A 25,506-nucleotide genomic window follows, 5' to 3' on the forward strand; every position below is an offset into this window, starting at 1 on the left:
CCCCTCCACTGCTGATTGCGACGCGAGTCTGGGGACGCCGGAGAAACCTTTTCAGTTGACGGGTCGAGGCCGGAGTTCGGCCGGTCCAGAGGTTGCGCCGCAAGTCCCGTGCCTGCCGGTGCTCTGAAACGAGCGGAGATTAGGCTCGGGATTCCCCTGGTTTTCGCCTCGTCGGCCGGGTGCCACACTTGGTTCGGGGAGGACCAGGGATGGGCACGAAACCAAAGAACGAGCCAAAGGCAGCAGCGACGCCGTTCGCGCAGGCGACGGTTCAGCATGCGCAGGCTCTGCAGGCCAGGACGATCAGGGATGTCCAGATCGTTTCGCGGATCGTCACGGCTCTCGGGCTGAGACCGCCGATCAAGCCGGCCACGCCTCTGTCCAGACTTCTCGGCGGTGATGCAAACAACTGGGATATCGCGCTGATGCTGATGGCGTATCCGTCGTTCAAACACGATGGTCTCGTCCTTCAGAAGGGCGACGCGATGGACGCGGATACGCTCGGCGATATGGGGGATCTGGTATTCGCGTGGTATGCCTCCGACGGCTGGACGATCCAGACATGAGAAACCGTGCCGCGATCGCGCTTTTGCTGCTTACGACCACATCGATATCGCTCGCCCGGGCCGCAACTCCTGACATCGAGCACGCCAGCATCGACGAATTGAAGAAGCGGGATGCTGCTCTCGAGAAGGAGAAGGCGGCCATCCGGAAGCGTCTCAGGGAGCTCTCCCGCAAGCAGGGAGGCGCTTTCGAGCGTGGCGCCGCAAAGCTCTTTCCCAATCCGCCGGACAGTCCGGCCGCGGATCCGGAGAAGACCTCGTTCTGCAATCAGGACCAGCGTCTGTTCGTCAGAGCCGACAGCCTCGACAATTTTCTCTACATGGCGCCATCGGCCGAGAACGCGACCGGCGCTTCCGTCAGCTACACCGGCGACAGGGTCGGGAGGAGCGACACGCTCGCGGTCGACGGGCAGGTATCCTACGTGCTCTTCCGCGACCTGTGTCCGGACACTCCGAAACAGTACATTCCCTTTGTATCGGGCTGGGCCGTCGTGCCCTTCGTCTCCGCCAGCGGAAGCCTGACCTCGCCGCGCGCCAGGAGCGAGGAAAGCTCGACCAAGGCCGGCGTCGATACCCAGTTCGAGCTTGCGCGCAGTTTCGGCATCTTCGGCGACTTTCCGCTGCGCCAGGTGTTCACATTCTCTCCCTACTATCAGACGGATTTCCGCGGCGAGGCACGGGCCTGGGGCTTCAACGGCTATTGGGACGCGTACGACCTTCGGTACCATCTGGGTGGCTACCTCAAGACCGATCCCTATCTCGGATGGTTCGTTCAGATACGCGGCGAAACCGACATCCGGCAGGTCGATATTCCGGGCGTGACCGGGCTGACGAGATCGAGCTACGAGTGGGCGGGAGCGACCGCGAGGCTGACGATGGTATTCCTGCCGTTCGCGGACGTCCCGGACTGGCTGCAGAACAGGTTCAGCTTCGTCGCCACCGGCAAATACTTCCACGACTTCAATTCCGGAATGGACGTCAGTCTGTATCAGGCCCTGCTGAAATACAAACTCAACCCCTATTCCTCGATCGGGTTCGAGTACACGAACGGCACTGACAAGGACACGCTCACCTACTCCCGGAAGTACCTGGTCAAACTCCTCTATGCTCAATGAGCCGGGCCGTGATTGACAATGAGCCCGGGGACGGCGCGGGATCGCGCCGGTCCTGACGCGATATCTTCGGTCATGCGTCCCCGCTCCGGCCGTTGTTTCGTTCGACGCGCAAATTCAGCCGGAGGCTGCGTACCCGGAAACGCCCGAAGGATGACTGACAGCCTTTCGCGGATGTATGTCTTTCGGAACGGGCCTGTCATCGACATTTCGATATGTCGCGCGAAGATTCGAGATTCGCAGCGACATATCGCCGGATCAATCGTTTCACAGTCTGCAACGCATGATCCCGAAGAGGTTTTCGCCCCCCTCGGTCACGGGCCGCAAATAGCCCCCTCCATTCAATCCCAGGGGACGCTTCGTGACCGAGTCGCCAACGTTGCCACCCACCACCTGCGCCTGACCGGCGGCGACTTCGACCACGACGTCGCAATGGCCCGCGTAGTGACCACCGTTCTGGTGCTGGTAGTCGATGCCCGCCTGACGCGCCCAGCAGACAATATCTCCTACCTGGGGCTTCCATTCGTTCAGTTGATAACAGTAATAGCCTGCCTCGGAGTTGCCATGCAGCAGGTCCCTGATCGCGCGGAAGATGTAGAACGAATGCTGCGGATAGTAATTGAAGCGGCCCCCTGCACCCGCCGTCTTCATGACCCAGGAAATGAATGCCGCGGACCATGGAACGCTGCGATCTCGCCCGGTGAGAGTACCGTCGCCAACCCCGTCCTTCCAGTATTCGCCTACATACCGGTAGTACGGATCCTCACCTTCCTTGTGTCCGATATGGGTGGCATGTCCGGAGATATCATAGGTCTGCTCGCCGAACCTGTGCCATTCCCCGAGAGCCACGCTGGCCGCGCGCGGGCCGAAGCCGCCAGGGGTAGCGGGAACAGCGGCAGCAACTGACGCAGCGGCTGCAGCGGGAGCCGGTGCCGCCGCGAGGGCAGCCGCAACATCGGGCGCAGCGACCATGGCCGCCTCGAGATTGGCGTTGGCACGACTTGTCATCGTATCCGATGCGTCCGCTGACGCGGGCCTGACCCAGACGGATTTCGTCTTCGCCAGCCAGAGGCGCCGATCCCTTATGCCCGTCTGGCCGCCGTTGATCGCGTAGGTAACGCCGACGATGTCGTCGCGATCGGCGAGCTGGTTGCACGTCTTCCCGCCGTACCCGCTCGCGGCCCACTCCGCCGCGGCTATCTCGAGGCAATGATCGCGATGGAATGCCAGCTCCGGATTGCCCTCGAGGTCGATGCCCAGTTGCTGTCCGTACCGGGCGTACGAGGCTCTGCCGGTGATCTGAAGCAATCCTCGCCCACGGTAGCGGAAGCCGTCTCCGGGGTTCGTGTTTCCAAGCCGTCCGCCGTAGACGTAGTTTCCGAGCTTCTCCTCGTTGTAGGCGTACTGCGCGGCGATATCGAGGGTCGGAAAGCGGCGAGGCCAGACTTCCATCAGGCGCGAAGGCGAATACCGGAGACTTTCGATCTGCACGTGGAAGCCGCCCGTCTCCTCAAGCATCTGGGCGAAGAAGTGCGCGAGCCTCAGGCCGTTTTCCGAAAGACTGTATCTGGCAAGAATGTCGTTCACGTCGGCCGCTCCGAAAGCGGCGGCGTATTCATCGTTCATTCGGGGAGCCAGCGAATGAATCTGGGCAAACGTTACGTCCATGGCAATTGATCCTCACAATGTGCATCAAAGATTTGCTTGCGCTCGCGAACTCGGAATCGGCGCCTCGCCCGGCTCCTGTGCCTGCTCCCGCCCGTTGCCCCATGCCGGCGGCGTGTGCTGTTCGGCCGGGGGACCATCGCCCCGGCCTCGGGGTGGCCCGGATTGGCTGGCGGCCGCGTCGGCTGCGCGCGCTCTCGGCCTATCGGGCAGCGGATCAGGCCGGGCCGCTGCCGCCTCGGGCGGAGCCGGCGGAGCTGCAGAGAAAGCCGCGACAATTCGATCCATGGCGGCAAAGACGAGATCGGCGCTGTAGCCCGCGACAAAGGCCAGCGCGAAAGGTGAGAGAGAAGCCGTCATCGAACCGGTGGCTGGCTGCAGCAGCCACCCGGCCGCGAGGCCCGAAAGCGCCCCGATCGGAACGCGCAACGAGTACCGTCTCTTCAGGGTGCGGGCTTCTCCGGACAAGCTCTCGTCGGACAGACGCCTCAACACGAAGGCGATCGCTCCGAGCATTCCGTAGAGAAGCGGCAGCAGGAAGCCGCCTGCGAAGGAAGTAGCCAGTTCGAGTTCGACCTGTGCAACGATTTCGGGTCTGTTGGCCGACTGGGGATCTGTCCCGAGGCCGATCACCGTCAACAGCCCTCCGAACTTCCGCGGGACTCCCATCAGGTATTCTGTGGCGTTGAGGTAGGTCTTCCGCTTTTCGTAGAGATCGTTCGTTTTGAGATCCGCGTTTCCGGCCGCGCCATCCACCGGCGGTGCGGCCTCGGCGGCCTCGATCATGCTGCCGACGTTGAGCAGTCCTTTTTGAACGGTAATGAATGAGGAATAGTAGAGCTGCAGAAGCAGCAGCGCGGAAAGAATGCCGTAGAAGAATCTCCGATAGTAGCGCTTCGCCTCTTCCGGCGATTTTATCCTCGAGTTGAGTGTCCCGTACGCAGTCCAGAACTGCTGCTGGAGCCCGGGCGTCGCGTTCGTCAGGTCACCCAGCCGCAGCGCCTCTATGATCGGTCCGGCGATGTGAGAAGGAATTTCGATGCCGAGCTCCGAAAGCTCTCGAAGTGATGCGCGAGCCGCCTCCAGTGGACCCTGCTTCGTGGCTGTCGTCCTGGCAGGCCAGAAACTCATGAGATGCGACCGACACGCGGAGACCTGCAGGATCGCGGTCTCAACGAGGTCACCCTGCTCCAATCCGCAGCGGCGCAAGCCCAGGTATTTCACTAGGCCCAGGAGGTTCACTAGGCTGCGTGCGCGACGGTTCGCAACGGACTGCTCCCGGGTCATGATCGTGCCCGGCGCCGAACTCGAAGAGGCACACCGCGTCATGCGGTTGCTGCTCGCCCCGGCACAGGACGGTGCCGGATCCGTACTCGTAACTGTGTTCGAGGCCGCGGCTCATGCTGCGCAGATTGCGACCAGCGCCGGGTTGAAGCTCGCAGCAGTCGCTCTTTCTGACAGGCCGGATTCTGTCCGCGAGGCAGGGAGCGATCCACGCTCTGTACAAAACGCACCAAATCAATGGGGCCGTCCGCTGCGATGCACGCATGAAATATGTTGACCGGCAAAATTGTTGGTGCATCAATACGGGAATATTTGGTTCGATGTTTCCGAAGGTTGTGTGAGTTCGTATTTTGAAAAATATTGCCGCTCCTGCGCAGGCGCAGGCCTCATTCCGTTTGGCGGCCATCCATGCGCTCGCGTAAGCGCGCGATCGAGGGGCTGCGGCTGGGTGTCCTGGAAAGTGCTCCAGGCCTCGTCGGCGTTCTTTTGATCCACGGCAATTCTTCCTCGAAGGAAGTCTTTGCCGGTCAGTTCCGCGCGCTGGAGAATGACGGCTTCGGGGTCGTGGCCCCCGATCTTCCCGGACACGGAGCATCCGACTGGTCGTGTACGCCACGAAAGACCTACAGTTTCCCGGGCTATGCGGGCTTGCTTCACGGCCTCATGACCAGACTTGGTTATCGATCATACCATGTCATCGGATGGTCGCTGGGCGGCCATATCGGGCTCGAGATGCTCGCGCGGTATCGCGAGGTGAGGTCCCTTGCGCTCACGGGTACGCCTCCCGTGAGGCTCAATCCTGAAGGAGTGGGAGCCGGCTTCCGATGGACGCCGTCGACCGCCCTGGCTGGCCGCCAGAGGTTCTCCCCCGACGACTGCCAACGATATGTCCGGGCGATGATGGGAACGAATCGCGCTTCGCAAGTTCACTTGCGCGCTGCCGCCATGACTGACGGTAACGCCCGGTACTGGATGGTCCGAAACGGCATGGCCGGCGTGGGCGCGGACGAGGTCCGGACCGTTGGCACCGACGATCGTCCGCTGGCAATCCTTCAGGGAGCCCGGGATCCGTTTCTGAAGATCGATTACGTGCAGGGGCTGAGATACCGGAATATCTGGAAGGGAGGACCCGTGTTGCTAGAGGCCGGCCACGCGCCCCACTGGCAGGTACCGGCTGCGTTCAACAGGCACATGAGGGAGTTTTTGAAGCACGCTGGCTAGATCCGATGGAGCCGGGGGAGGCACCATGATTACGACTGTAGAGGAATTCATCGAGAGAACCCGGGAAGCGAACAACGACGTCGAGCTGAAGAATCTGTTCCTCGCGACGATGCGCGAGGTTGGCTACGAGAACGCAGTTTTCGCGAGAGCCCGTCACAACCGCCTTATTTCAATTCCATGGAGCGAATTTCCGCCGGGTTATCTCGACACATACCGGTCGATGGAGTGGGACAAGATCGACCCGGTCGTCCGGCACGTGCAAAGCGCGCGCGCCCCTTTCCGGTGGTCCGACACCTGCAATCCGGATCAAATCAGCAAAGCCCAGCGAAGCTTCTTCGAGGAGTGTCGGGAATTGGGCGTCCATTCCGGAATTACCATTCCCATACGGGGACCGGCTCGCGAAACCGATCTGATCAGTCTCAGTTTTCGCGAGAAAGGAGTGCCGGACGCCGACAAGTCTGTCTACGTCTACATGGTCAGCATTCAATACTGGCTCAAATACTGCGAATTGATCGACAGACGAAATGCGGATGCGGTAGTCCTGACCAGCCAGGAAATCGAATGCCTCAAGTGGTGCAAGGAAGGCAAGACCAACTGGGAGATCGGCGAGATCCTAGGCATCTCCCAGAAGACTGTGGAGTTCCACGTTGGCAACAGCATGAGGAAGCTCGGGGCCGGCAATCGCATCACCGCGGTGATCATGGGGATCAGAAACGGCATCATCTCGCTCTAGGCGGAGAACAGCTTTGTTCGATCCCAGAACCGAATCGATGATCCGCGCGAGCCGCTCCAGTGTCGAGGAAAAGAGACCGATCTCGATATTGAGAGGAGCCATGATCTTGAGAACTTCGTCGCGAGGTCCGCAACATTCGATAACGATACGCTCACGAGCTGCGCGTTCAGCCACCCGGGCGGCGTCGGAACACTCCGAAAACCGCAATCCCCGCATCATGCCGATTCCCTTTGCGGAGAGACGGCCGCGATACCGGGCGACCATCGAACCACACCAATCCGCCAACAGCCGGGAGCGCGCCTCGATGCCGTCGATGAACTCTCTGGTCCAGAGATCGAGGGCGGCCGCAGCGGTCACGAATGCGAGCGAGTTACCGCGAAACGTCCCATTGTGCTCGCCAGGCGACCACACGTCATGCTCCGGCCGCAGCAGGAGCAAAGACATGGGGAAGCCATAGCCTCCGATCGACTTCGCAAGACATACGATGTCGGGCTGAATGCCAGCGCGCTCGAAGCTGAAGAACGGGCCGGTGCGACCGCATCCCGTCTGTATTTCGTCCACGATCAGAAGAGCCCCGAGCCGCTTCGCCACAGTGGCCAGGCCACCGAGCCATTCGATCGACGCAACGTTCAGCCCGCCTTCCCCCTGCACCGTCTCGACCACTATGGCTGCGACGGGCTCCACTCCGCCCGACGGATCGGCAGCCATCCGCCCGAAACGCGTGATGTCATCGAGGCCTGCACCGCAGTAGCCGTCGTAGGGCAATCTGGTCACGCCGCCCAGAAGTCCTCTTGCGGCCGCCCTGCACGAGGACGAGCCGGTCGCGGCCAGTGATCCCATCGAGACTCCGTGAAATGCGTTGGTGAACGCCACGATGTTCAACCTGCCGGTGACCTTGCGGGCGAGCTTTATGGCCGCCTCGACGCAATTGGTGCCGGTCGGGCCAGGAAACTGCATGACGTAATGCAGCCGGCGAGGAGCGAGGATCCGCGCTTCGAATTTCGACATGAAGTCGAGCTTGGCTTCGGTATGGAAATCGAGGCCCGCGGCAAGCCCGTCCGACAAAAGATAATTCACGGCCGCGGACCGCAGTTGCGGGTGATTGTGCCCGTAGTTCAGCGAGCCGCAGGCAGACAGAAGATCGACATAGTCGTTGCCGTTGGAGTCCCGGATAACAGCGCCCCGGGCCGAGACGAGGAGAGCCGGCAAGCGTCTGCAATATGAGCGCACTTTCGATTCGTGATCCGCGAAGAAGCCAACATGGTCGAAATCGGAAAACGTCGCTTTCGGCTTCATGCGTTTGCCCTCCCGGCCCGTTCCGCCTCTTCCGCTCTTGCAATGCAGTTCAACTTGTCGCGGATCGCCAGAATATCCCCGACAACCGCGTGATAGCCGGCATCGCGTGCCACCCGTCCAAGATAGGTCAGCGCGTCCGCCATGTTCCGTGCCGTATCCTCGCTCCATGACTCGCGGCAGGTTGCGGTCATGCTGCATTCCTTTCGGAAGCCGTTTCGGGCCCGAGGGCCAGAACGCTGCTGCTGATGCCAAGCTTTTCGCAGTGCCACGTTGGCCGTATACCCTGGGTCGGGACAAAAAATGCGCGCTCCATCTCACCTTCGATCAGCCGCGCTGGACCCAGCCACTGGATTCCCGATCGGATGAAGTGCGCCAGCAAATGTTCGCGGGTCACCCCGATCATGCCGATACCGTGATTGAGCAGCAGGAACTCCTGAATGGCGCAAAGAAGCTCGGGAAAGATTGTCTGCCGGATCACTGGCTCGACGCGCTTGTCGACACACACGCGAGTAACCTCGAAGATTTTCGAGGAAGCGGGAAGGTCACGATTTTCGACCAGATGCGGCCAGTAGCTGCGGAGCATGTACGGTCGGCTCGTGCGTAGAAGCCGGGCCAGTCCCCGCACCACCCTTTCCCGGTCTCGCCAGACCAGGTAGATCGCAGCCGGGGTGTCGAATTCGTCGAACTCAAGCCCTTGCCAGGACGAGTGATCCAGCTTCCTTCTTCTGACGAAGACCTCGTGTCTCAACCGGGCCTGGGAGGCCAGGGCATCCTGAAAATGATGCACTGTCGCCACGGAAAACGCTTCGATCATGCGATGTCGCTCCGATGAACTCCCCCATCGGATCAAATTGCGCCGTTGCGGTGTACTGGGAGAGTCCCTAAGGCGCCAGCGGTTTGGCCTCTCCCCTGATCCTGAGCCGTCGGGCTACCCGCCTCCCAGAACCGACGGACGAGGACTTTCCTGCAAGCACGGATGAGGGCTGGCAATCCGTGCATTGTCAGTCTGGCTGATACCGCTGTACTCGCGGTCGGCGCAAGATGGCAATTCAAACGCGCGAAGAGAAAGCAGTGCGGTCCGGTATCCCAAGGGATCTCCCGGTTACGCTGCGCATCCCTGCGGGGCGGTGTGCAACGCTGGCCATTCTTTTCACCATCGGCAGGAGCGGAATATGAAGTACGCGCCACTGATCCTCGTGCGCGGCTTTCGAGGACCCCGGCAAGGGCTGTCGCGACGGAGTTCTGACCGGCAATGTGCAACGAAAATCTCGAGCTCATCCTCGAACGTCTGGCGGTTCGCTCAAATCCATGCTCCGCGATGCTGCGGTCAATGTACCGACACCAACGGTCGCTCGAGCAAGGCCGAACCTCGCCGGCAACACTCCTGGACGAGTGATGCGTCCATCTTCGGCTGCCATCGTGACTTGCGCTCCGGACTGCTGTTGCAGGATGGTCGACCGCCGGACAGTGATTCAGACTGCAAACAAGCCTTGCGCCGACATGACCCGGGGTGCCAGCGAAGAAGACGCTGGCTCATAAAGAGCCACGCTCGAAATGTTCTTCGGTGATCGTGATATTGAGACGGCTTGCGACAACCTCGATCGCACCAAGCATATAGGACTGACGATCACGGTCCATCTGCTTGTAAAGTGCCAGCAAACGGTCCAGTACCGCTTCGGTCGCCAGCGCTTCGAGCACGTTCACACCCGCGTAGTGCAGATTGGACCGCCGTGCCCGGATGAATGCTTCAGCCAGGTCCAATGGCAAGTGCACGCGCATACGCCTGAGCTCGTCGAGGCCGTGCCGAAGATGGTGTCCTTCCTGGTCCTCATCCCATTCGGAAGAATCGGGATCGACGGCACTGAATACGATGTCCCTGATCCCCTCGATGAGTTCCGGGCGATGCTTCAACAAACCGCTCAGCGCCCTCAGTCGCTCGATTTTCGTGAGACCGTTCGTGGCGATCCATCGGTCGAACATGATCGACCAGGCCTCGAGCGAAGGGTGGGGCCCCGCAGGGTCAATTGCATAGTGGGACCAGCCATCATGGCTGATCCTTTCCGTCAGGCCAATAAGAGCCGCTCTGGACAGTCCGGGGATCTCGGAAGGCCTGTCGAGGCGGCCTTGCACCTTCTCGAGCGCTCGCAGACCAATGGCCTCTTCGGGGAACTGGTTGAGCGATATTAGCACGGCCTGTGCCATCTCACTCGATAGCGTATCCAGACGCTCAACCATATCTCTCATCGCCTGTCGGTCACCCGCCCGGAGACGATATATCCGCAGAATGTCGGCATGCCGCGGGTTGAGATTTGGAAGCTCGAGGATCTTGCCGGCAACCTGCCCCCTTGTCGCCGGATCGCGCAGCGCCATGCTCATGTGCTCGACAAGATATGCCTTCGCCTCATCGGTGACGTCGCGGTCGGTCAGGATTGTCCCGAATGCTTCGGCCGGGTCGAGGCATCGTGCGAACACTCTCAAGGCGGCAGACTGGGCTTTCCATTCGCGGTCTTCGAGTCCGTCTCTGGCCATCGAAAGACTGCTCTCGTCCGGCGGATCGGCAATCGCACCCCGGGCTGCGAGCCGCAGATGCAAAGGAAGATCGACGTCGTGAACCATGCCTGCAAGCGGTAGCGCGTCTGCGCCGGATACGCTTATCTGACGCAGAAATTCCACCAGACCTTCAACAACGTTCGCCGTAACATCGGGATGCCGCGCACAGGTAGCGATCCTGGCCGCAACTTCGGACGCGATCGCCTGAAGAGCGTCCTTGAAACCGTGCAGATTCATGAAGCGGTCGAGCTTGCGATCGAACAGCTGCTGCACGACTGCGCGGGTAAGAGCGGGATCCGCCGTACGGCTTATGATTTCGCCTGCGCCGCTGTTCAACAGCCAACGCCAGCCAAGTCGCTTGCGGACCTCGGGATGAAGGGGATCCGCGTAGGCATCGACTATCAGTCGGCCCACCCGTTCTCGGATATGGTAGCTCGATTCCCCCCAAAGCCTGGCGAGCCGTGAACCGATTTCGTTGCGCAATTCGGGAGCTACCGCTGCTCCGTTGGCGACACAACGGCCGATCAGACGCAGCCCTGTCGAAAATACGTCGTCCTGCGCATCCAGCATGGCCTTCACGTGGGGCGTCGGGTCAGCAAGGAGTTCGAGCGCGAATTGAAGGACCTGCGCCCAGGGTCTCTTTACGACATCACCAATGCGCACCGCGATCTGGTGGGATTCCTTGTCGACGAGGTGTGCCGCCGCCAGATATTCCTGGACGACAGGATAGGAAAATTGAAGCCGACCGTCACTCGCTGAACGCAACACCCCTGCGGCCACCAGTTGGCCCAGCACTGCATCGGCCGGAACGTCGGCGTGCAAAGCGATGGCCTGCAACGCTTGCCGCCTCGACAATCCGATTTCCTCCCGCTCGAGACTGTGGAAGGCAAGAGCTTGCGCAACCTGCCGCAACCGGGTCCCTGTCAGTGTCTGCAGGAACTGACTTTCATGACGACCGGGGTCGAAAAGCGTCCCCAGATAGGTCTCGATTACATCCGCTCGCTTTCGAGGCAGAACGGCGTTCGGCGACCAGCTCGCAAGCATGATTGACAGGAACAGCGGTATCCGCGCGAGCCGCGCCAGGTCAGGATATGCCTTCAGATCGTCGGTAAAATTCCAGCGATCTAGGTCGGGTGACCAGATCTTGAATTTTTCGACCAGGCTGGAAATCTCTGGATTGTCGAATGGCTGGAGCTCCAGCAGTTCACCATCCAGCGGACCATTCAGTGCGGCCGGATCGCGAACGGTCAGCAGCCATGGCACGTCGGGAAAACGCGATGAGAAGAGGCCGATCTTGCGCAGCAATGGCCCGCGCCTGGAGGTGGCCACCTCGTCGAGACCATCAAAAAAAACGCAGATCAGCCCCTGATCGGCAAGCCGTTGCCAGTCGACGCGTACCGAATATTCCCGATTGATCGGCCCTTGCAAAAATTCCATCACGCTCTCGCCGTTCGCAGCGAAGGCGCCAAGAGGAATTTCGACGGGAATGATCGGGGTATTCACCAAACCGGCCACCAATGCAGAGATCAGCGTCGATTTGCCCATTCCTGGTCCCGCGATCAGAATGCAGCGAGCAAGATCGGCTTTCGGAAAGCGCGAGAGGTCGACGTCGCCGGACCCTTGGTCGGGATCCCAACGCGGGATTTCATCTTCGAAGTCCTGTGCCGGTCCGGCATTGCGCCGTCGCACCCGCGGCCAGACGACAAGGTCTTGTACAGCCGCGCTGATGCCTTTGCCGGGCACCTCCACGCGTGTCGAACGCTGCAGGGTGCCTCGATAGGCCGCCAGCCCCCATTCTCTCGGCTCGAACAGGTCCGTGCCGAAACCTTGCGACAGTCTGATTCGCAAAGGCAACGCCCTGAAAGTGCCTCTAAGCCTGGCCGCGCCGCCGACCATGTCGCGAAGATTGGAGAGTAGCGGTCTCGGCACGGCCGAGGCTGTGCCCAGATCGAGCCGGGCGAACCACGCCTCGATGTCCTCGAGCGGGAGAACACGCAACTGCGTACATCTCAAAAGGCGGAACGGAGAAACGGAGTCGGGCAAGACCTCTTCGATCGCTCGATACGTCCGAGCGGAATCCGGACCTACACGAGCCAGCAGTTCGCTTGCGCTCTCGGAAGTCGATGCGCGATCTATGATCGCCTGCAGCCGATCCGAAAGGCCGGTCCGCCGTCCGATTGCGATGACGAGCCGATCATCCGGACCAAATGTCCGGCTTGCCGCCTGGTCGGCGAAAGATTTCCAGAGATCGCCCCAGGGCTCGCCAGACTGGCGCAGACTGGACTTCGCTTGTATCCAGTCGCGATGTCCATCCGCGTATCGCACGACCATATCGTCGACGTGCGCAGGAGCCTCCATCCTGACCTCCACGACGCGCTCTCCGGGCGGGGTCGGCCACAGGCTCAACAGTTCGGCCAAATACTGCGCGGCGACGCTGTTCTGATAGAGGATGCCCTCCTGGTTGGAGGGACCAGCCGACTCGGCCATTGGATTGCTTTCGTTGAACCAGAATGTCTGAAACTGCAACCATCAAGCTTTGGCGGCTACGCGAGCCGCCAGTCCCGGGATTCTGTCCGTTTCTCCGATTCGACGATTGGTAACCAGACCAAGAACTGCGAGCAAGAAGATCGCGATATGCGCAGAATCAACGAGCAGCCGGCACACAGACGGCGCCGAACGAAGCTTGCGCAGCTCTTTCGAGCCGGTGATCCCCTTCTGGTTGACCTTCCGAACCACCGGCATGACCACGCCCGGGCGTCACTTGCTGACACGCCCATCAACTCGCGCGCCGCCGACGATGGCGACGATCCGGCGACGAACTCCGTTTCGCGATACCGCAGGACCGGATTCGAGCATGAAACCGGGCTTCGTCCGCAAGTCTGCGAGGCTGGTGGATCGCACACCCGTATCTAGGGAGAGCGCTCCAGGCTGGACGAAATTGTCTCCAGATCCCTGAAGGCGTCCGCGGCTTGTTCGCTCGCGAGCTTCATCCATTCTTTGGATAATTCAATCCGCCCTGCTTCAGGAGGCATTCCGCCCCTGGTTACAGTAAGAAGTTGTTCGCAGACTACCTTGAAGTCCTGGGTCAGGTCGTAGATCAGATAGGCCACGTTATCGAGCGTGAGTACGTTGGCGAAATATGGTTCCTGTTCGCCTTCGAGCTTCATTTCGACGAAGGGGACAAGCACCGGACGGCCGGGCGCCGATTCCCCGGTTGGCGCCTTGTCGGGCTGATCAGGTGCGCCGCCTTCGATGCTTCCAACCGCGAGCAGCAGAGACATCAGGGAATTCTTGACGACGGTCACATTGTCGAGGAAATCACCATACATCCGGACGGCATCGGGGCTGCGTTCTTCCGTCCCGGAGGTGTTGCCAACGGATCGATCATCTGCCATTTCAAGATCTCCGGTCCGGACCGCTCGCCGGCTCAACCCGCGACGGCCTTGCTGAAGGCGGCGGGCTCGTACTGACTCGCACTTCTGGTGGGGTGGAGAAGCTCCTTGGAGTGTCGAACCTGCTGTGCACCCTGATGTTTCACGGGATCAGGCGTGTGGTACGTTGTTGCAAGCCCTGCCCGCCGCGGACCAGGAGCAGGATTCTCGGCTTCGGCGATGAGCTTGGCGGCGCGCAGCCCCACAGCCGTCAGACTGAAAGCTGCGTGTTTGCCGAAACTGGTACGTCGAATCAGACCGGCTACCGTCATCAGATTCAATACCCGCGACAGATTGGCCTGGCCGAGCCCGAAGTTTCGCAAGAGCGCTGCCCGGTAGGCGCGACGGTTCGGCTCGCGGAAAATCTCCATGAGAATGTCGCGCACGTGTCCGCGCTGCAGTACTTCCTGCACTGACAGCCGTTCGCTTGCGGTAATCGATTCCGAGACGAGCTCCTTCAGCACGCCGATCTTGTCCGCGAAGGTCCTGTGATCGACTTCGAGGTATGCTCCGGTACGTGCCATGATCTCGTGCCAGACCCGCAATTCCTCGTCGCGTCTGCCGTCGGTCAGGCATTTCCAGGTCCAGGCCCGCAGAGCACGGTAGACGCTCTCGGCCGCGCGCGCGCTTCCGTCGGCCAGAGCGGCGCGAATGACCTGCCGCGCTTCCGCCGGAGATGCTTCGCCGAGGGCGATTTGGTCAAAAGCCAGCATGGAACCGTTATCCCATCCAAGGTTTAAGATATCGTTTTACAACGTTTTACACCTGATTTGGTCCCAACGTAACCCCAGGCTTCAATCAGGGATAAATATCCATTTATTCTTTACCTTCAATGACTTGGGTGCAACGGAACTTGGCGAGGGCGGCATCGGCAGCACGAAACCCAACTCGCTTTCTGTGGCCTGCCGGGCGTCGGTTTGCTGTACCACGAATGCGAGCGCCCCGGTTTTCGCCTGAACCTCGGCGGCCACATTGAGGTGTGCCGTCATCGTGGAATCCTCGCCCATGGAGGGCACGACGAACAGGTCAACCGGCAAGGCAAGATAGGGTGAGGTCTGGGATGCTCGATCGCAGAAATCGCGACAGATCGCCAACCCGATCAGTTTCGTCTCGGTGATCAACACAGGAATGTATTCTCCCGAGACGATATCCTCGAGACGGCCGGCCTCGTCCCGGGCCGCAATGACCTTGTCGAAGCGGTGCAGCACCCGTCCATAACCATCCAGTACCGTCGCGCGATTGGCGAACCCCCTGTCCGTGAGCTCGTGCCAGCTTCCGGCCACCAGCCAGTGCAGCGGGAATTCGTCTTCCCGGACGATCGTCCTTTCCTTCAGCATTCGGCAAATCCTGCTCCGGATCGCAGGCTCGATCGTCAATTCGGGCCAGACCACACCCGCGCAACCGTGCTGCATGGATTGGTCAATCTGGGCATCAAGGGTTGCTTCGATGTCGTCAAAGCTGACGCTCTCGGCGATGAAATTACCCTCCCGCGTCTGGCGGGTTGTCAGGCGCAGATTGGAAAACAGCGACGCCGCAAGCCCGTTCTTTTCTCCTGACGCGCGCAGATCCACCCGGAGGGGAAGCACCTCGAGTCCGCCCACCTCGCGTGGCAGCAGCCGATGCCTCAGCGTGCCCCTTTTGAGATAGGGGCGCCCGTCGAGCCGCGACGCCGGCAGGTTTCTGGGTCGGGGCACGACGATCATGCCGGTTGCCGGACAACGCCAATCGTCGAGTCCGGAATCCGGATCACCGAAGTCCGTGGGTGCCGTCGTATAAAGCAACTCGTCGACCGCACGGATCTGTACGGCCAGGGCCATCATCCAGACCATGGCATTGTCGGAATCTGGCGTCCACCGCTGATTGCCCCGGACAATCGATTCCATCCGCGCAGTGGCAAGCTTCCTTAGCTGTGCCTCCTGGATCCTTTCATAAGCCGCCAGAACGGCGATTGGCGCTTCACAAGCAAGCAGATGGAGGCGGGACAAGGCCGTTGTCAGCAGCTTCCTCTCTATCGATGACGTGGAAGCGAGCTCGCTCTCGAGGCCCCTCGCCTTGTCTGTCCAATCCTTGAAATTCATGTTTGATTCAGCTGTTTCTGCCGTTCGACAATGATGGCAGCCCATGCGCAGCGCAAGCCGGTTTTGATCCCTGGTCGCCTAGTGTTTTCCCTGGGTCACGAATCGTCCGGGCGGGGCGTCGGCCAGATCGGTGAAATGCACGATCATGACGAGGTCGCGGCGCGGCGATCAGCGTCTCCCGGGCCTCGAGCACTTCGTCCATGGTTACTTCTTCGGCAGTCTGCCTTAAGCCGTGCGTGAATTCCCGCTCGATGTCCTTGCGACAAACGAGGACCTCGGAAATCGGCCGGTCATGGCGAGTGAGATAGACGGTGAACGCCTTGCGCGAGATCGCCTTTCGTCAAACTGGCCGCAAGGTTTCAATCCCGCTGTTTGCGTAGCCGGACTACGCAAGATCGACAGAACTCAAACCGACGCCCTCGCTCGCCGGCCGACAGTGGCGAAACGAGATCAAACTTTTGACGAGGGCGCGCAGATTCTGGCAGGCACCATCACCGCAACTTCCAGGCTTCGACTACCAGCCAGCGAAGGCTCCGGGGAGCGACGGATCCACCTTACCCGCCTCGACGTCGGCAAGAGCCATGTCGAGCATCTGGATACCGAGATCGGCTTCCTCCCGCGTCAATGTCAACGGCGGAGTGAGCTCGATCACGTTCGACTTGACGCCGACATAGAACATCACCAATCCGTATTCGAAGGCGCGATAAACAGTCATTGCGGTCTGCCGTTTTGCCGGCGATCTTGTGGCCCGGTCGGTGACCAGCTCTATTCCGATCGCCAGGCCCTGTCCGCGGACGTCGCCAATCAGCGCATGCCTCTGCTTCAACGCCTGCAGACGGGAGAGCAAATGGGCCCCCACCCTGGCAGCGTTTTCTGCCAGACCATCGGTTCTGATCGCCTCAAGCACAGCCAGGGCTGCGGCAGCGCAGACCGGATTGCCATGCAAGGTCTGAAAAGAAAATGCTGACGCAAAATTCATGACGGCTTCCGGCCCAGCGACTGCCGAGATCGGCAATCCGCCGCCGAGCCCCTTCCCGAACACCACGATGTCGGGCTCGATTCCATGATGCGCAAAGGCATGCAGCTGCCCGGTTCGGCCCAGTCCGACTTTCACCTCGTCGCTGACAAGCAGGATTGCGTGCTTGCGGCATCGCCGCTCGATTTCTGCAAAGAAGCCCGCTGGAGGAACCAGCATTCCGCCGTCGGACTGGATTGGCTCGATGAAGAAAGCGGCCACCTCTTGCGGAGGGACAGGGCCGGCAAGAAGGCTATCCAGCCGGGCAAGCGCTTTTTCCGCAGCTTCTTCACCGTCGGCATAGCTGTCGGGATAAGGCACAAGCGTCAGGCCTGGTGCCTTCGGTAAGGTTTGCGACGGGTGACCGGAGACTGCGGCCGAGCCGGTTGTGCCACCATGATAGGCGCCCGAAAAGGAGATGATCCGCGGCCGGCCTGTCGCTGCAATGACCATGCGCGCGACGGTCTCATTGGCATCCGAACCGGAATGGCCAAACCAGATCCTGCCCGCTGCGCGGGCGGGCACCAGCGAGAGAAGTTCTTCCGCCAGTTGCACTGTCGCCAGACTGGCGCCCGAAAGGTAGCTTGCTCCGGCCTGGCTGGACAGCGCGCGGTCAACCGCCTCCCTGATACGGGGATCGGAATGACCCAGGCTCGCAGCGCCCCAGGAGGCCGCAAAATCCAGAAGCCGTCTGCCGTCATCTGCAATCAGTGTCGCCCCGGCGCCACCTGTCACGGCCAGCGGATAGAAGCGCAAATGAGCCAGTTTCGAGATTGACCGGGCTTCACGTTCATACAGGCGCGTCATCTCTCGCTCCCGGATTCAAGGGCCGGATACGGCCGCCGCCAGTCTGGCCTTGCGACCGGCGCGAGACCGGGCGCATTGGCGCATCTTCCAGAAATCTGCACCGCTCCACCTCACCATCGTCATGCCTGCGAGGACATCGGGCAAAGAGCCGGCTCCCGCCTCAACCTTTGTAGTCAATGCCGGGACCAATCATGCAATTCAGATCGGTCCCCCGGATTCGCGGCTTCAATCCGGCTTCGCCGCTATCCGGATTGTTGAACGTAACGCGGACTGGACACGTTCAACGGACCACAGGGTGACCTGCAGCTCCAGCCTCGTTCTCCTTGCCGGTCGGGGTCGCCGGCGCCCGATCTGCAGAGACCATGACGGGTTGTCGCGGTCGCTTTTGGTTTGCATTCCTTGCAAACCTTGCGGGCAGTGCGGAGGCGAGCCCCTTCGGAAAGAACAGCAGCACGATGATCATTGCCAGAGCAACCAGCATGAAGCGGCCCTCGGCGAAGTTGTTGATGCTTGCGAGTCCTTCCGAGATGAAGGTCAGGAACAGCGCAGCAAACAGCGGCCCATAGATGCTGGACGTGCCTCCGACAAGCACCATGCTCAGGATGAGCGACACCGTCGAGAAGTCGAAGACCTCCGGTGAAGCAACGCGGAGGTAGATGACGTAGAAGCCGCCCGCCAGTCCCGTAAAGAACGCACTCGCCACGAGCGCCTTTAACCGCTGCCACGCAATCGGGATTCCGCGCGAGACGGCGTAATCCTCATTATCGCGCAGAGCCCTGATCGAGAGGCCGAAATCGGAGCGCACCAGCCAGCGCAGACAGACGGTCGTGATGACAAGCAGCCCGAAGGCGACGTAGTAGTAACCGAACTTGTAGTCGCGCAGGAAATTGTAGCCCGGCAGCCATAATGTCGGCACGCGCACCATGCCTTGCGTTCCGCCGGTGATACTGGACTGGTTGATCACAAGCTGCATCACGAGCTGGCTGAAGGCAAACGTGACCAGCACCACATAGACGCCCTGAAGGCGTACGACGGGCAGAGCGACGATGGCCGCAGCAGCGGACGCGGCAAACCCGCCGATCAACATCGCAAGCCAGGGGTCAATCCCGAGAAGTTTTGCGGTCAGTCCCGTCGCGTAAACTCCGACGCCGAAAAAAGCGACATGGGCAAAATTGAAGATGCCGGCATAACCAAGGCTGAGGTCCCAGCTCGCTGCGACGATCCCGTAGACGAAAGAGATGATGAAAAGATGCCGCAGATAGCTGTCCTGGACGAAGACCGGCACAAGGAGCCCGGCCACAAGCACGATGCCGATCAGCCACATCCTGCCGTTGCGGATATTGTCGCTTCGGGGGCCCGTCATCAACGCACCACCTTTCCGAGGAGCCCCTGGGGCCGGACCAGCAGCACAAGGATGAGCATGAGAAAGATCACCGATGGTGCCCAGTAGATGCCTGCGAAAAACACGAGGGCCGCCTCGAGGATGCCCATCAGATAGGCGGCGAGAACTGTCCCGCCCAGCGAGCCGAGCCCGCCGAAGATCACGATGATCAACGCCTTGACAAGCGGATCAGAACCGAATTCCGGCGTGAGCAGGCGGATCGAGCCGAGAAGCACGCCCGTGAGCCCGGCAAGGACAGCCGAGAGGGCAAATGTAATGATAAAAAGACGGGAGACGTCGATGCCGATGAGCCTGGCGGCATCCGGATTCTGACCCACCGCCCGTATTCCACGTCCTGTCCGCGAACGATCGAGGAAAAGCCAGAGCGCACCAAGCAACAACGGCGCCACGATAATGATGAGCGCCTCCTGCGCGGAAATCGTCGTTTGCCAGATTTTTACGTTGCCGGTCGCGACCGGAGCCAGCTGCTTGAGTCTTGCCCCCCAGAACAGCTGAATACCCTTCTGCATGAATATCATGGCAGCAAGCGTCGTCATGACAGTGATGAGCAGGATATCGCGATGGTCGTAGAACGGCCGGACAATGACCCGCTCGATCAGAATGCCCGCGCCGATCATAACTGCTGCTGATATGGCGATCGCCGCAGCCAATCCGAAATTGAGCCCGGCCGCATCCGACACGGTCCATGCGATATAGGCGCCGAGCGTCATCAGCACGCCGTGAGCGAAATTGAAGATGCCAAGCGTCGTCCACACGAGGGAGAGTCCGCTCGCCATCAAGGCATAGCCGGAGCCGAGCACGATGCCGCTGACGAGAATGGCGCTGAGGATGTCGGTTGTAATCATGCAGCCTCCGACCCGAAATACATGTCCATGATTTCCTGATGGTCGATCTCTCCGCTCCGGTCGATTTCCCGGCTGATTTCGCCGTGGTCGACAAGGTACATGCGGTCGACCAGAGACAGGATGAATGCGATATCCTGTTCGACGAGAAGAAGCGGAATGCCGCGTGACGAGATTTCCGAGATTGCCCCGGCAAGCTCGTCCTTGAGCTTCGGAGAGAGCCCGAGCGTCGGCTCGTCCAGCATCAGCATGCGAGGCGCACACATGAGCCCGACGCCGATTGACAGCATCTGGCGTTCGCCGCCTGACAGTGTCTTGCATTGCTGCCGCCGCCGCTCGGCAAGCCGGGGAAACAGATGGAGCACATATTCAAGATTTGTCTTCAGTTCCTCCCGCGCGCGCGGCGTGAACGCCGCAAGCTCGAGCGTCTCCATGATCTGCATGTCGGGAAAAAGACGATTGGCCTGGGGCACGTGAATCAATCCGCGTGCCACGATCTTCTGGGGCGCGAGCCGCTCGATCGGCTCGCCCATGAAGCGGACTTCTCCCGCTCGCGGGCGGATCACCCGTGAAATCGTGTTGAGAAGCGTGGTCTTGCCGTGCCCGTTGGGTCCAAACAGTCCGACGCGCTCCTGCGGCCCGACGTGGAGGCTCATGCCTGCCAGAACGTCGGAGGCATCGTAACCGGCGCGCAGGCCGACGATTTCAAGTGCGTTTGTACTGTTGCTCAAAGCCTCGCCTCCCGTTTGCCGAGATAGGCCTCGACGACCTGCGGGCTGCGGACCACCTCTGCCGGACTTCCCGAGGCGATGATTGCGCCGTGGTTGAGGATCATCAGGCGTTCGGACACGTTCAGCAGAAGTGGCAGGACATGTTCGATGAGCACGACCGTGATGCCGCGCCGGTGCACGGTAAATATGAGGTCGGAAAGGCCGGATATCTCGGGCCTGGTGAGGCCGGCGGCAGGTTCATCGAGCAGAAGAACCCTCGGGCCGGCCGCAATTGCAGAAGCAATCATCAACTGCTTGCGTTCGAACACCGAGAGGTCGGATGCGGCTTTCGCCCGTCGGTCAGCGGCCAGCGACACGTCATCCAGAGCCTGTTCGGCGGCATCCCCGGCTTCCCTCGAGGTCATCCGGGCGCAATAGGCGGCACTTGCATAGACGTTTTCCCGTGCGCTCAGCGTCGCAAACTCCGCATCTTTCTGGAAAGTGCGAAGGATGCCTGCGCGGCTGATCTGATGCGGGCTCAGCCGATGCATTGGCTTGCCGGCGAGGAGCACCTCACCCTCGCTCGGTGGAAACGGAATGCCGGTGATGACGTTGAACAGCGTACTCTTGCCGCTGCCGTTTGGACCGGCGATGCCGAAGATCTCGCCCTTGCGGATCGAGAACGAAATATTGTCGAGTGCGACCAGTGCACCGAAACGTCGGCTCACCTGGCGTATCTCGAGCAGCGGCTTGTCATCATTGAGGTCTGGCATCGTGTGCTCTTCGCTGGTCGCGCCTTGATCAATCGGCCATGCGGCGAGGCCGCGGCCACAAGACCTGCTCGCACTATTGCCGCATCCATGGAGGCATGCGGAACTCGCCGTCCGCATATTGCCTGGGGTAAAACAGAACCCGTTTGCCGTCCCAGATCTGGAAGAACTGGATCGGAATTGAGTTGTCGCCCTGCTCCGCAAGATGCGTCTTCGGATCAAAGGAGAGCTTGCCACTCACGATCTGCTTGCGCGTGTCGCCAATGGCCTTGCCGATAGCCAGCCGCCTGGTCGGATCGCCCACCTTCGCCAGGGCGTCGGCATAAACCATGACTTCCTCGTAGAGGGCCGGCCCGTAGGTGCCCGGTTCGCGGCCATATTTGTCCTGATATTTCCTGATCACCTCGGCAGCCCGCGGGTTCGCAGGCGTGTTGAGCGTGCCACCCAAAAGATTATAGACGACCCCCGTGGCCTGCCTGCCCGTCAACTTCAAAAATTCAGGCACCGAAGGCGCATACTGGATGAAAACCAGGCTGTCAGTCGGCTGCTCGAGGAACTGGGTCAGGAATTTTCCGGCATTGCCCGGCTGGTAGTCGGTATTGATGATGACGGCCGGATTATCGAGGCGCACCTTGGCAAGGAACGTTCGCCAGTTGTCGATCTCGCCGAACGGCAGAAGGTCCGCCGATGTCACGGTCCAGCCGGCGACTTCGAAGCTCTTCTTCAACCCGTTCATGATGGTCTTCGAATAGGGATTGTCCGAAGAGATCAGCGCCACCTTGGTATTCGGCAGCTTGAGCCTGCCATCTGCAAGAAGGCCCTTAACGACCGGGACCATGGCCGTATTGTACTCATCCAGGGACGGCGCCATTGACCAGACCGTCGGGAACTTGTCCGGATGGGGCGCGATGATGTCCCGCGTCTGGGCCGAATTCGCCCAGATCAGGTACGGCATCTCCTGCTCGGCCATGTTCTCGATTTCAAAATTGCTGCCGCTGGCATAGCCGGTGAGGATGACATTCAGGTCGCGATCACCCGCCAGGCGCTCGATCGCGCTGGTGACGGCATCGGCGGACTGGTTCTGGGTGTCGCCGACGACCACCTGCAGCTTGTAGCCGGCCACTCCGCCGGCCGCGTTGATTTCATCGACGGCGAGCCTGGCGCCCTCGATCATTTCGTTTCCATCCGCAGCCGAGTTTCCGGTCAGGGGCGCGAGGACACCGATCCTGGCTATTCTGTCGGCAGAATGGGCAGGTACTGCCGCGGCCAGCGCAGCAACGACCAGACTGGTCCAAAGACTAGAACGCTTCATGATAGCAATCCCCTCTTTCACTGCATTTGCGATCAATCATTTGATTCCGCACCAGTCGATGATCCCGGCGGCCAGGGTCTTGGTCGTCTCCTCCAGCGAGGCAATGTCCACATACTCGTCGGCACCGTGGAAACCATCGCCGGTTGCACCGCAGATCACAGCATCAACTCCGGCGCCCGCGTAGTGCGCCGCGTCGACAACGGCAATCATTCCCGAGATCTTCGGCTTGCCGCCAAGTTGCGTTCGACGCGCCAAAAGCGATTGCACGAGCGGATGATCCGGCGCGGTATCCATGGGCGGAAAATGCAGGCCACCGAGCTCCCATTGGACCTTGATCGGATTCTTCTGCAACCAGAGATCCTGCTGGCAGAAATGGTGGACGAACGCTTCGAACTCAGACCGGATCTCCTCCCTGGTCTGGTTGGGAAGGAATTTGTAATCGAGGTCGATGACCGCCACATCCGGAATGATGGCTGGATTGGTCATGATGAGCGGCAACCCGTCCGGCCCAAGGCCCGCGCCGGCGCGCATCGCCCCGACATTGATCGTGTTCATGCCGGGCGGCAGCAATGGGTGCTGACGTGTGCGGCACCTCGAATATTCGAAGTTCCTGAGCGCCTCCAGAAAACGGGCTGCGATATCGATCGCATTCACAGCTGGCCGCAGCCGATCAGGTGAATCACGCTGCGGCCAGATCTCGTTGTAGCGCCACGCCGAATGTCCTTGCCGGCCGGTAATGGTGACGCGTATCCATTCCAGACCGCCTTCGCAGACCTGGATATCGCCCATCGTCAGCTCGGTAATGATCGCGGCCCTGGCCAGATAGCCGCGCTTGACAGCGTCTATCGCACCAAAGCCGCCGGCTTCTTCGTCGACCACGGAATGGAGGGCAACGCGCCCCTCGAGTTCGATGCCTGCCGCCCTGATGCCCCGGATGGCAGCAATGGCGGCTGCGACGCCGCTCTTCATGTCGATGGCACCACGCCCGTAGAGCTTGCCATTCTTGATCTCACCCCCGAAGGGATCGACCGTCCAGGTGCCGGCCTCGCCGACCGGCACCACATCGATATGGCCGCACAACAACAGGCTACGCTCTTCCGAGCCAGTGAGCTGACCGATGACGTTCGGCCGGTCCGCAAAGACGTCCCACCGGTCGATCGACATGCCAAGTGACGTCAGCTCCGATTCGACCAGGTCCTGGACGGCGCTCTCGCGGTTCTGGTCCGGATCGTTGACGAACTTCGGGTTGACCGACGGAATCCGGACCAGTCTTTGAGTGAGCTCGGTCGTGTAACTACGCTCGCGGTCGATTGCGCTCCAGGCGGCCTTTACTGCAGCGTCCAGATTGCCCATTTGCAACCCCTCCCTTATTTCCGGCAAGTGATATCGCTTCACCATGGCAGCCAACGCGTGGCCGCCGTCTCGTAGAGCAGCATGCCTGGCCGGCCACGCGGTAGCGCCGCGTGGCCGCAACGCTATTGCTTCATCCAGGGCGGCATGCGGAATTCGCCATCGGCATGCTGCTGCGGAGAAAACAGGACCCGCTTGCCGTCCCAGACCTGGTAAAACTGGATCGGAAAGCCATCGTCGCTCTGGACGGCAAGATGCGTTTTCGGATCGAAGGAAAGCCTGCCCTGCGCTGTCAGTTTGTTGATTTCACCGATGGCTTTTCCGATCGCGAGCCGCTTCTTCGGGTCGCCAACCTTCTTCAATGCGTCGGCGTAAAGCATGACTTCCTCGTAGACGGCCGGTCCGCTCGAGCCCGGCTCGTAGCCGAACCTGGCTTGAAATCTTGTATTGATCTCGGCCGTGCGCGGATTTCCCGGCAGCGTTCCACCGATGAGATTATAGATTACACCTGTTGCCTTCTCGCCGGTCAGTTTGAGGAATTCGGGAATGTGCGGCGCATACTGGATGAAGACGAGGCTATTGGTCGGCTGCTCCAGAAACTGGGTCAGAAACTTTGCCGCGTTGTCCGCCCTCGGGTCGGTATTTATAACGATTGCCGGGTTGTCCTGGCGGACCTTGACGAGGAACGTCCGCCAGTCGCTGATTTCCCCGGTCGGCAGAAGGTCAGCAGACGTGACCGTCCAGCCCTCTTCCTCGAAGCTCTTTTTCAATCCGTTCATGATGGACTTCGAGTACGGATTGTCGGTGGAGATCAGGGCCACCTTCCTGTTTTGCAGCTTCAACCTGCCGTTCTTTTCCAGGCTATGCAGCACCGGAAGCATTGCCGTTTTGTAGGCGTCATAGGAAGCGTTCAACGACCAGACGGTCGGGAACTTGTCCGGACGGGGTGCAATGATAGCGCGCGTCGAGTCGGTACTGGCATAGAGCAGGTACGGCATATCCTGCTCGGCCATCAACTCGATTTCAAAATTGCTGTAGTCCGCATAGCCGGTGATGACGGCATTCAGATCAGGGTCATTCGTCAGTCGCTGCACGGCGCTGGTTACCGACTCCACCGACATGTTCTGCGTGTCGCCCACGACGACCTGAAGCTTGTAGCCGGCCACGCCCCCGGCCGCATTGATTTCGTCAACAGCGAGCCTGGCGCCATCGACCATTTCGTTGCCGTCCGCCGCGCTGCCGCCAGCCAGCGGCGCAATCACACCGATCTTGCTGATCTTCTCGATGGCATGGGCGGGGCTGACCGCAATCAACGCGGCAAACCCCAGACAAGTCCAAAGACTGGAAAATCCCTTGATCATATTC

21 protein-coding genes are annotated in these 25,506 nt (G+C 60.6%); 4 read left to right on the forward strand and 17 right to left on the reverse strand.

Going from position 1 to position 25,506, the window contains the following annotated elements; all coding sequences use genetic code 11:
* Positions 1-209 precede the first annotated feature (209 nt).
* Both QA635_RS33925 and QA635_RS33930 read left to right on the forward strand, forming a co-directional pair.
* Positions 210-566, forward strand: a complete 357-nt coding sequence (locus QA635_RS33925) for a hypothetical protein (RefSeq protein WP_283064048.1) — start codon at positions 210-212, stop codon at positions 564-566.
* Positions 563-1,678, forward strand: coding sequence for a hypothetical protein (locus QA635_RS33930; RefSeq protein WP_283064049.1), 1,116 nt, complete (start codon positions 563-565; stop codon positions 1,676-1,678). Before QA635_RS33925 ends, QA635_RS33930 begins: the two co-directional genes overlap by 4 nt.
* 264 nt (positions 1,679-1,942) lie before the next feature.
* Here QA635_RS33930 and QA635_RS33935 read toward each other — a convergent pair whose 3' ends face one another.
* Positions 1,943-3,343 carry a DUF2272 domain-containing protein gene (locus QA635_RS33935; RefSeq protein ID WP_283064050.1) on the reverse strand — a complete coding sequence of 467 codons (1,401 nt, stop codon included), beginning with the start codon at positions 3,341-3,343 and terminating at the stop codon, positions 1,943-1,945.
* A 24-nt stretch (positions 3,344-3,367) separates the two neighbouring features.
* Positions 3,368-4,627 carry a hypothetical protein gene (locus tag QA635_RS33940; protein WP_283064051.1) on the reverse strand — a complete coding sequence of 420 codons (1,260 nt, stop codon included), beginning with the start codon at positions 4,625-4,627 and terminating at the stop codon, positions 3,368-3,370.
* 405 nt (positions 4,628-5,032) lie between these two features.
* On the opposite strand from QA635_RS33940, the gene QA635_RS33945 reads away from it, so the two are divergent.
* A complete protein-coding gene (locus QA635_RS33945) occupies positions 5,033-5,845 on the forward strand; it encodes an alpha/beta fold hydrolase (protein WP_283064052.1) in 813 nt (270 codons plus the stop codon).
* A gap of 25 nt (positions 5,846-5,870) precedes the next feature.
* Positions 5,871-6,578 (forward strand): helix-turn-helix transcriptional regulator, encoded by a 708-nt coding sequence (locus tag QA635_RS33950; RefSeq protein ID WP_283064053.1) that lies wholly within the window; start codon positions 5,871-5,873, stop codon positions 6,576-6,578.
* Here QA635_RS33950 and QA635_RS33955 read toward each other — a convergent pair.
* The 15 genes from QA635_RS33955 to QA635_RS34025 form a co-directional block, all read right to left on the reverse strand.
* On the reverse strand, positions 6,459-7,874 hold the full coding sequence (locus QA635_RS33955) for a diaminobutyrate--2-oxoglutarate transaminase (protein ID WP_283064054.1): 1,416 nt from the start codon (positions 7,872-7,874) through the stop codon (positions 6,459-6,461). The genes QA635_RS33950 and QA635_RS33955 overlap by 120 nt on opposite strands.
* Positions 7,871-8,065, reverse strand: a complete 195-nt coding sequence (locus QA635_RS33960; protein WP_283064055.1) for a hypothetical protein — start codon at positions 8,063-8,065, stop codon at positions 7,871-7,873. The genes QA635_RS33955 and QA635_RS33960 overlap by 4 nt, the downstream gene beginning before the upstream one ends.
* Positions 8,062-8,688 (reverse strand): acyl-homoserine-lactone synthase, encoded by a 627-nt coding sequence (locus tag QA635_RS33965; protein ID WP_283064056.1) that lies wholly within the window; start codon positions 8,686-8,688, stop codon positions 8,062-8,064. The genes QA635_RS33960 and QA635_RS33965 overlap by 4 nt, the downstream gene beginning before the upstream one ends.
* Before the next feature lie 719 nt (positions 8,689-9,407).
* Positions 9,408-12,911: an NACHT domain-containing protein gene (locus QA635_RS33970; RefSeq protein WP_283064057.1), complete on the reverse strand. Its 3,504-nt coding sequence runs from the start codon at positions 12,909-12,911 to the stop codon at positions 9,408-9,410.
* A gap of 422 nt (positions 12,912-13,333) precedes the next feature.
* On the reverse strand, positions 13,334-13,819 hold the full coding sequence (locus QA635_RS33975) for a hypothetical protein (protein ID WP_283064058.1): 486 nt from the start codon (positions 13,817-13,819) through the stop codon (positions 13,334-13,336).
* A 32-nt stretch (positions 13,820-13,851) separates the two neighbouring features.
* A complete protein-coding gene (locus QA635_RS33980; RefSeq protein WP_283064059.1) occupies positions 13,852-14,568 on the reverse strand; it encodes a hypothetical protein in 717 nt (238 codons plus the stop codon).
* Positions 14,569-14,649: 81 nt separating this feature from the next.
* Positions 14,650-15,933 carry a carbon-nitrogen hydrolase family protein gene (locus QA635_RS33985; RefSeq protein WP_283064060.1) on the reverse strand — a complete coding sequence of 428 codons (1,284 nt, stop codon included), beginning with the start codon at positions 15,931-15,933 and terminating at the stop codon, positions 14,650-14,652.
* A 514-nt stretch (positions 15,934-16,447) separates the two neighbouring features.
* Positions 16,448-17,755: an aspartate aminotransferase family protein gene (locus QA635_RS33990; RefSeq protein ID WP_283064061.1), complete on the reverse strand. Its 1,308-nt coding sequence runs from the start codon at positions 17,753-17,755 to the stop codon at positions 16,448-16,450.
* A gap of 280 nt (positions 17,756-18,035) precedes the next feature.
* Positions 18,036-19,079 (reverse strand): branched-chain amino acid ABC transporter permease, encoded by a 1,044-nt coding sequence (locus QA635_RS33995; protein WP_283064062.1) that lies wholly within the window; start codon positions 19,077-19,079, stop codon positions 18,036-18,038.
* A gap of 38 nt (positions 19,080-19,117) precedes the next feature.
* Positions 19,118-20,002, reverse strand: a complete 885-nt coding sequence (locus tag QA635_RS34000) for a branched-chain amino acid ABC transporter permease (protein ID WP_283064063.1) — start codon at positions 20,000-20,002, stop codon at positions 19,118-19,120.
* Complete coding sequence (locus QA635_RS34005) at positions 19,999-20,655, reverse strand: ABC transporter ATP-binding protein (RefSeq protein WP_283071971.1); 657 nt, start codon at positions 20,653-20,655, stop codon at positions 19,999-20,001. Before QA635_RS34005 ends, QA635_RS34000 begins: the two co-directional genes overlap by 4 nt.
* 71 nt (positions 20,656-20,726) lie before the next feature.
* Complete coding sequence (locus QA635_RS34010) at positions 20,727-21,482, reverse strand: ABC transporter ATP-binding protein (protein ID WP_283064064.1); 756 nt, start codon at positions 21,480-21,482, stop codon at positions 20,727-20,729.
* A 73-nt stretch (positions 21,483-21,555) separates the two neighbouring features.
* Complete coding sequence (locus QA635_RS34015; protein ID WP_283064065.1) at positions 21,556-22,791, reverse strand: ABC transporter substrate-binding protein; 1,236 nt, start codon at positions 22,789-22,791, stop codon at positions 21,556-21,558.
* Between the two features lie 36 nt (positions 22,792-22,827).
* A complete protein-coding gene (locus QA635_RS34020; RefSeq protein ID WP_283064066.1) occupies positions 22,828-24,144 on the reverse strand; it encodes a M20 family metallopeptidase in 1,317 nt (438 codons plus the stop codon).
* Between the two features lie 122 nt (positions 24,145-24,266).
* Positions 24,267-25,502, reverse strand: a complete 1,236-nt coding sequence (locus QA635_RS34025; protein WP_283064067.1) for an ABC transporter substrate-binding protein — start codon at positions 25,500-25,502, stop codon at positions 24,267-24,269.
* Positions 25,503-25,506 lie beyond the last annotated feature (4 nt).

It is taken from the genome of Bradyrhizobium brasilense, assembly GCF_029714345.1.
Classification (GTDB): Bacteria; Pseudomonadota; Alphaproteobacteria; order Rhizobiales; family Xanthobacteraceae; genus Bradyrhizobium; species Bradyrhizobium australafricanum.

Coding starts and splice junctions, on each gene's coding strand:
- QA635_RS33925 (WP_283064048.1), top strand. CDS start 210: ATGGGCACGAAACCAAAGAACGAGCCAAAGGCAGCAGCGACGCCGTTC.
- QA635_RS33930 (WP_283064049.1), top strand. CDS start 563: ATGAGAAACCGTGCCGCGATCGCGCTTTTGCTGCTTACGACCACATCG.
- QA635_RS33935 (WP_283064050.1), bottom strand. CDS start 3,343: ATGGACGTAACGTTTGCCCAGATTCATTCGCTGGCTCCCCGAATGAAC.
- QA635_RS33940 (WP_283064051.1), bottom strand. CDS start 4,627: ATGACCCGGGAGCAGTCCGTTGCGAACCGTCGCGCACGCAGCCTAGTG.
- QA635_RS33945 (WP_283064052.1), top strand. CDS start 5,033: ATGCGCTCGCGTAAGCGCGCGATCGAGGGGCTGCGGCTGGGTGTCCTG.
- QA635_RS33950 (WP_283064053.1), top strand. CDS start 5,871: ATGATTACGACTGTAGAGGAATTCATCGAGAGAACCCGGGAAGCGAAC.
- QA635_RS33955 (WP_283064054.1), bottom strand. CDS start 7,874: ATGAAGCCGAAAGCGACGTTTTCCGATTTCGACCATGTTGGCTTCTTC.
- QA635_RS33960 (WP_283064055.1), bottom strand. CDS start 8,065: ATGACCGCAACCTGCCGCGAGTCATGGAGCGAGGATACGGCACGGAAC.
- QA635_RS33965 (WP_283064056.1), bottom strand. CDS start 8,688: ATGATCGAAGCGTTTTCCGTGGCGACAGTGCATCATTTTCAGGATGCC.
- QA635_RS33970 (WP_283064057.1), bottom strand. CDS start 12,911: ATGGCCGAGTCGGCTGGTCCCTCCAACCAGGAGGGCATCCTCTATCAG.
- QA635_RS33975 (WP_283064058.1), bottom strand. CDS start 13,819: ATGGCAGATGATCGATCCGTTGGCAACACCTCCGGGACGGAAGAACGC.
- QA635_RS33980 (WP_283064059.1), bottom strand. CDS start 14,568: ATGCTGGCTTTTGACCAAATCGCCCTCGGCGAAGCATCTCCGGCGGAA.
- QA635_RS33985 (WP_283064060.1), bottom strand. CDS start 15,933: ATGAATTTCAAGGATTGGACAGACAAGGCGAGGGGCCTCGAGAGCGAG.
- QA635_RS33990 (WP_283064061.1), bottom strand. CDS start 17,755: ATGACGCGCCTGTATGAACGTGAAGCCCGGTCAATCTCGAAACTGGCT.
- QA635_RS33995 (WP_283064062.1), bottom strand. CDS start 19,079: ATGTGGCTGATCGGCATCGTGCTTGTGGCCGGGCTCCTTGTGCCGGTC.
- QA635_RS34000 (WP_283064063.1), bottom strand. CDS start 20,002: ATGATTACAACCGACATCCTCAGCGCCATTCTCGTCAGCGGCATCGTG.
- QA635_RS34005 (WP_283071971.1), bottom strand. CDS start 20,655: ATGAGCCTCCACGTCGGGCCGCAGGAGCGCGTCGGACTGTTTGGACCC.
- QA635_RS34010 (WP_283064064.1), bottom strand. CDS start 21,482: ATGCCAGACCTCAATGATGACAAGCCGCTGCTCGAGATACGCCAGGTG.
- QA635_RS34015 (WP_283064065.1), bottom strand. CDS start 22,791: ATGAAGCGTTCTAGTCTTTGGACCAGTCTGGTCGTTGCTGCGCTGGCC.
- QA635_RS34020 (WP_283064066.1), bottom strand. CDS start 24,144: ATGGGCAATCTGGACGCTGCAGTAAAGGCCGCCTGGAGCGCAATCGAC.
- QA635_RS34025 (WP_283064067.1), bottom strand. CDS start 25,502: ATGATCAAGGGATTTTCCAGTCTTTGGACTTGTCTGGGGTTTGCCGCG.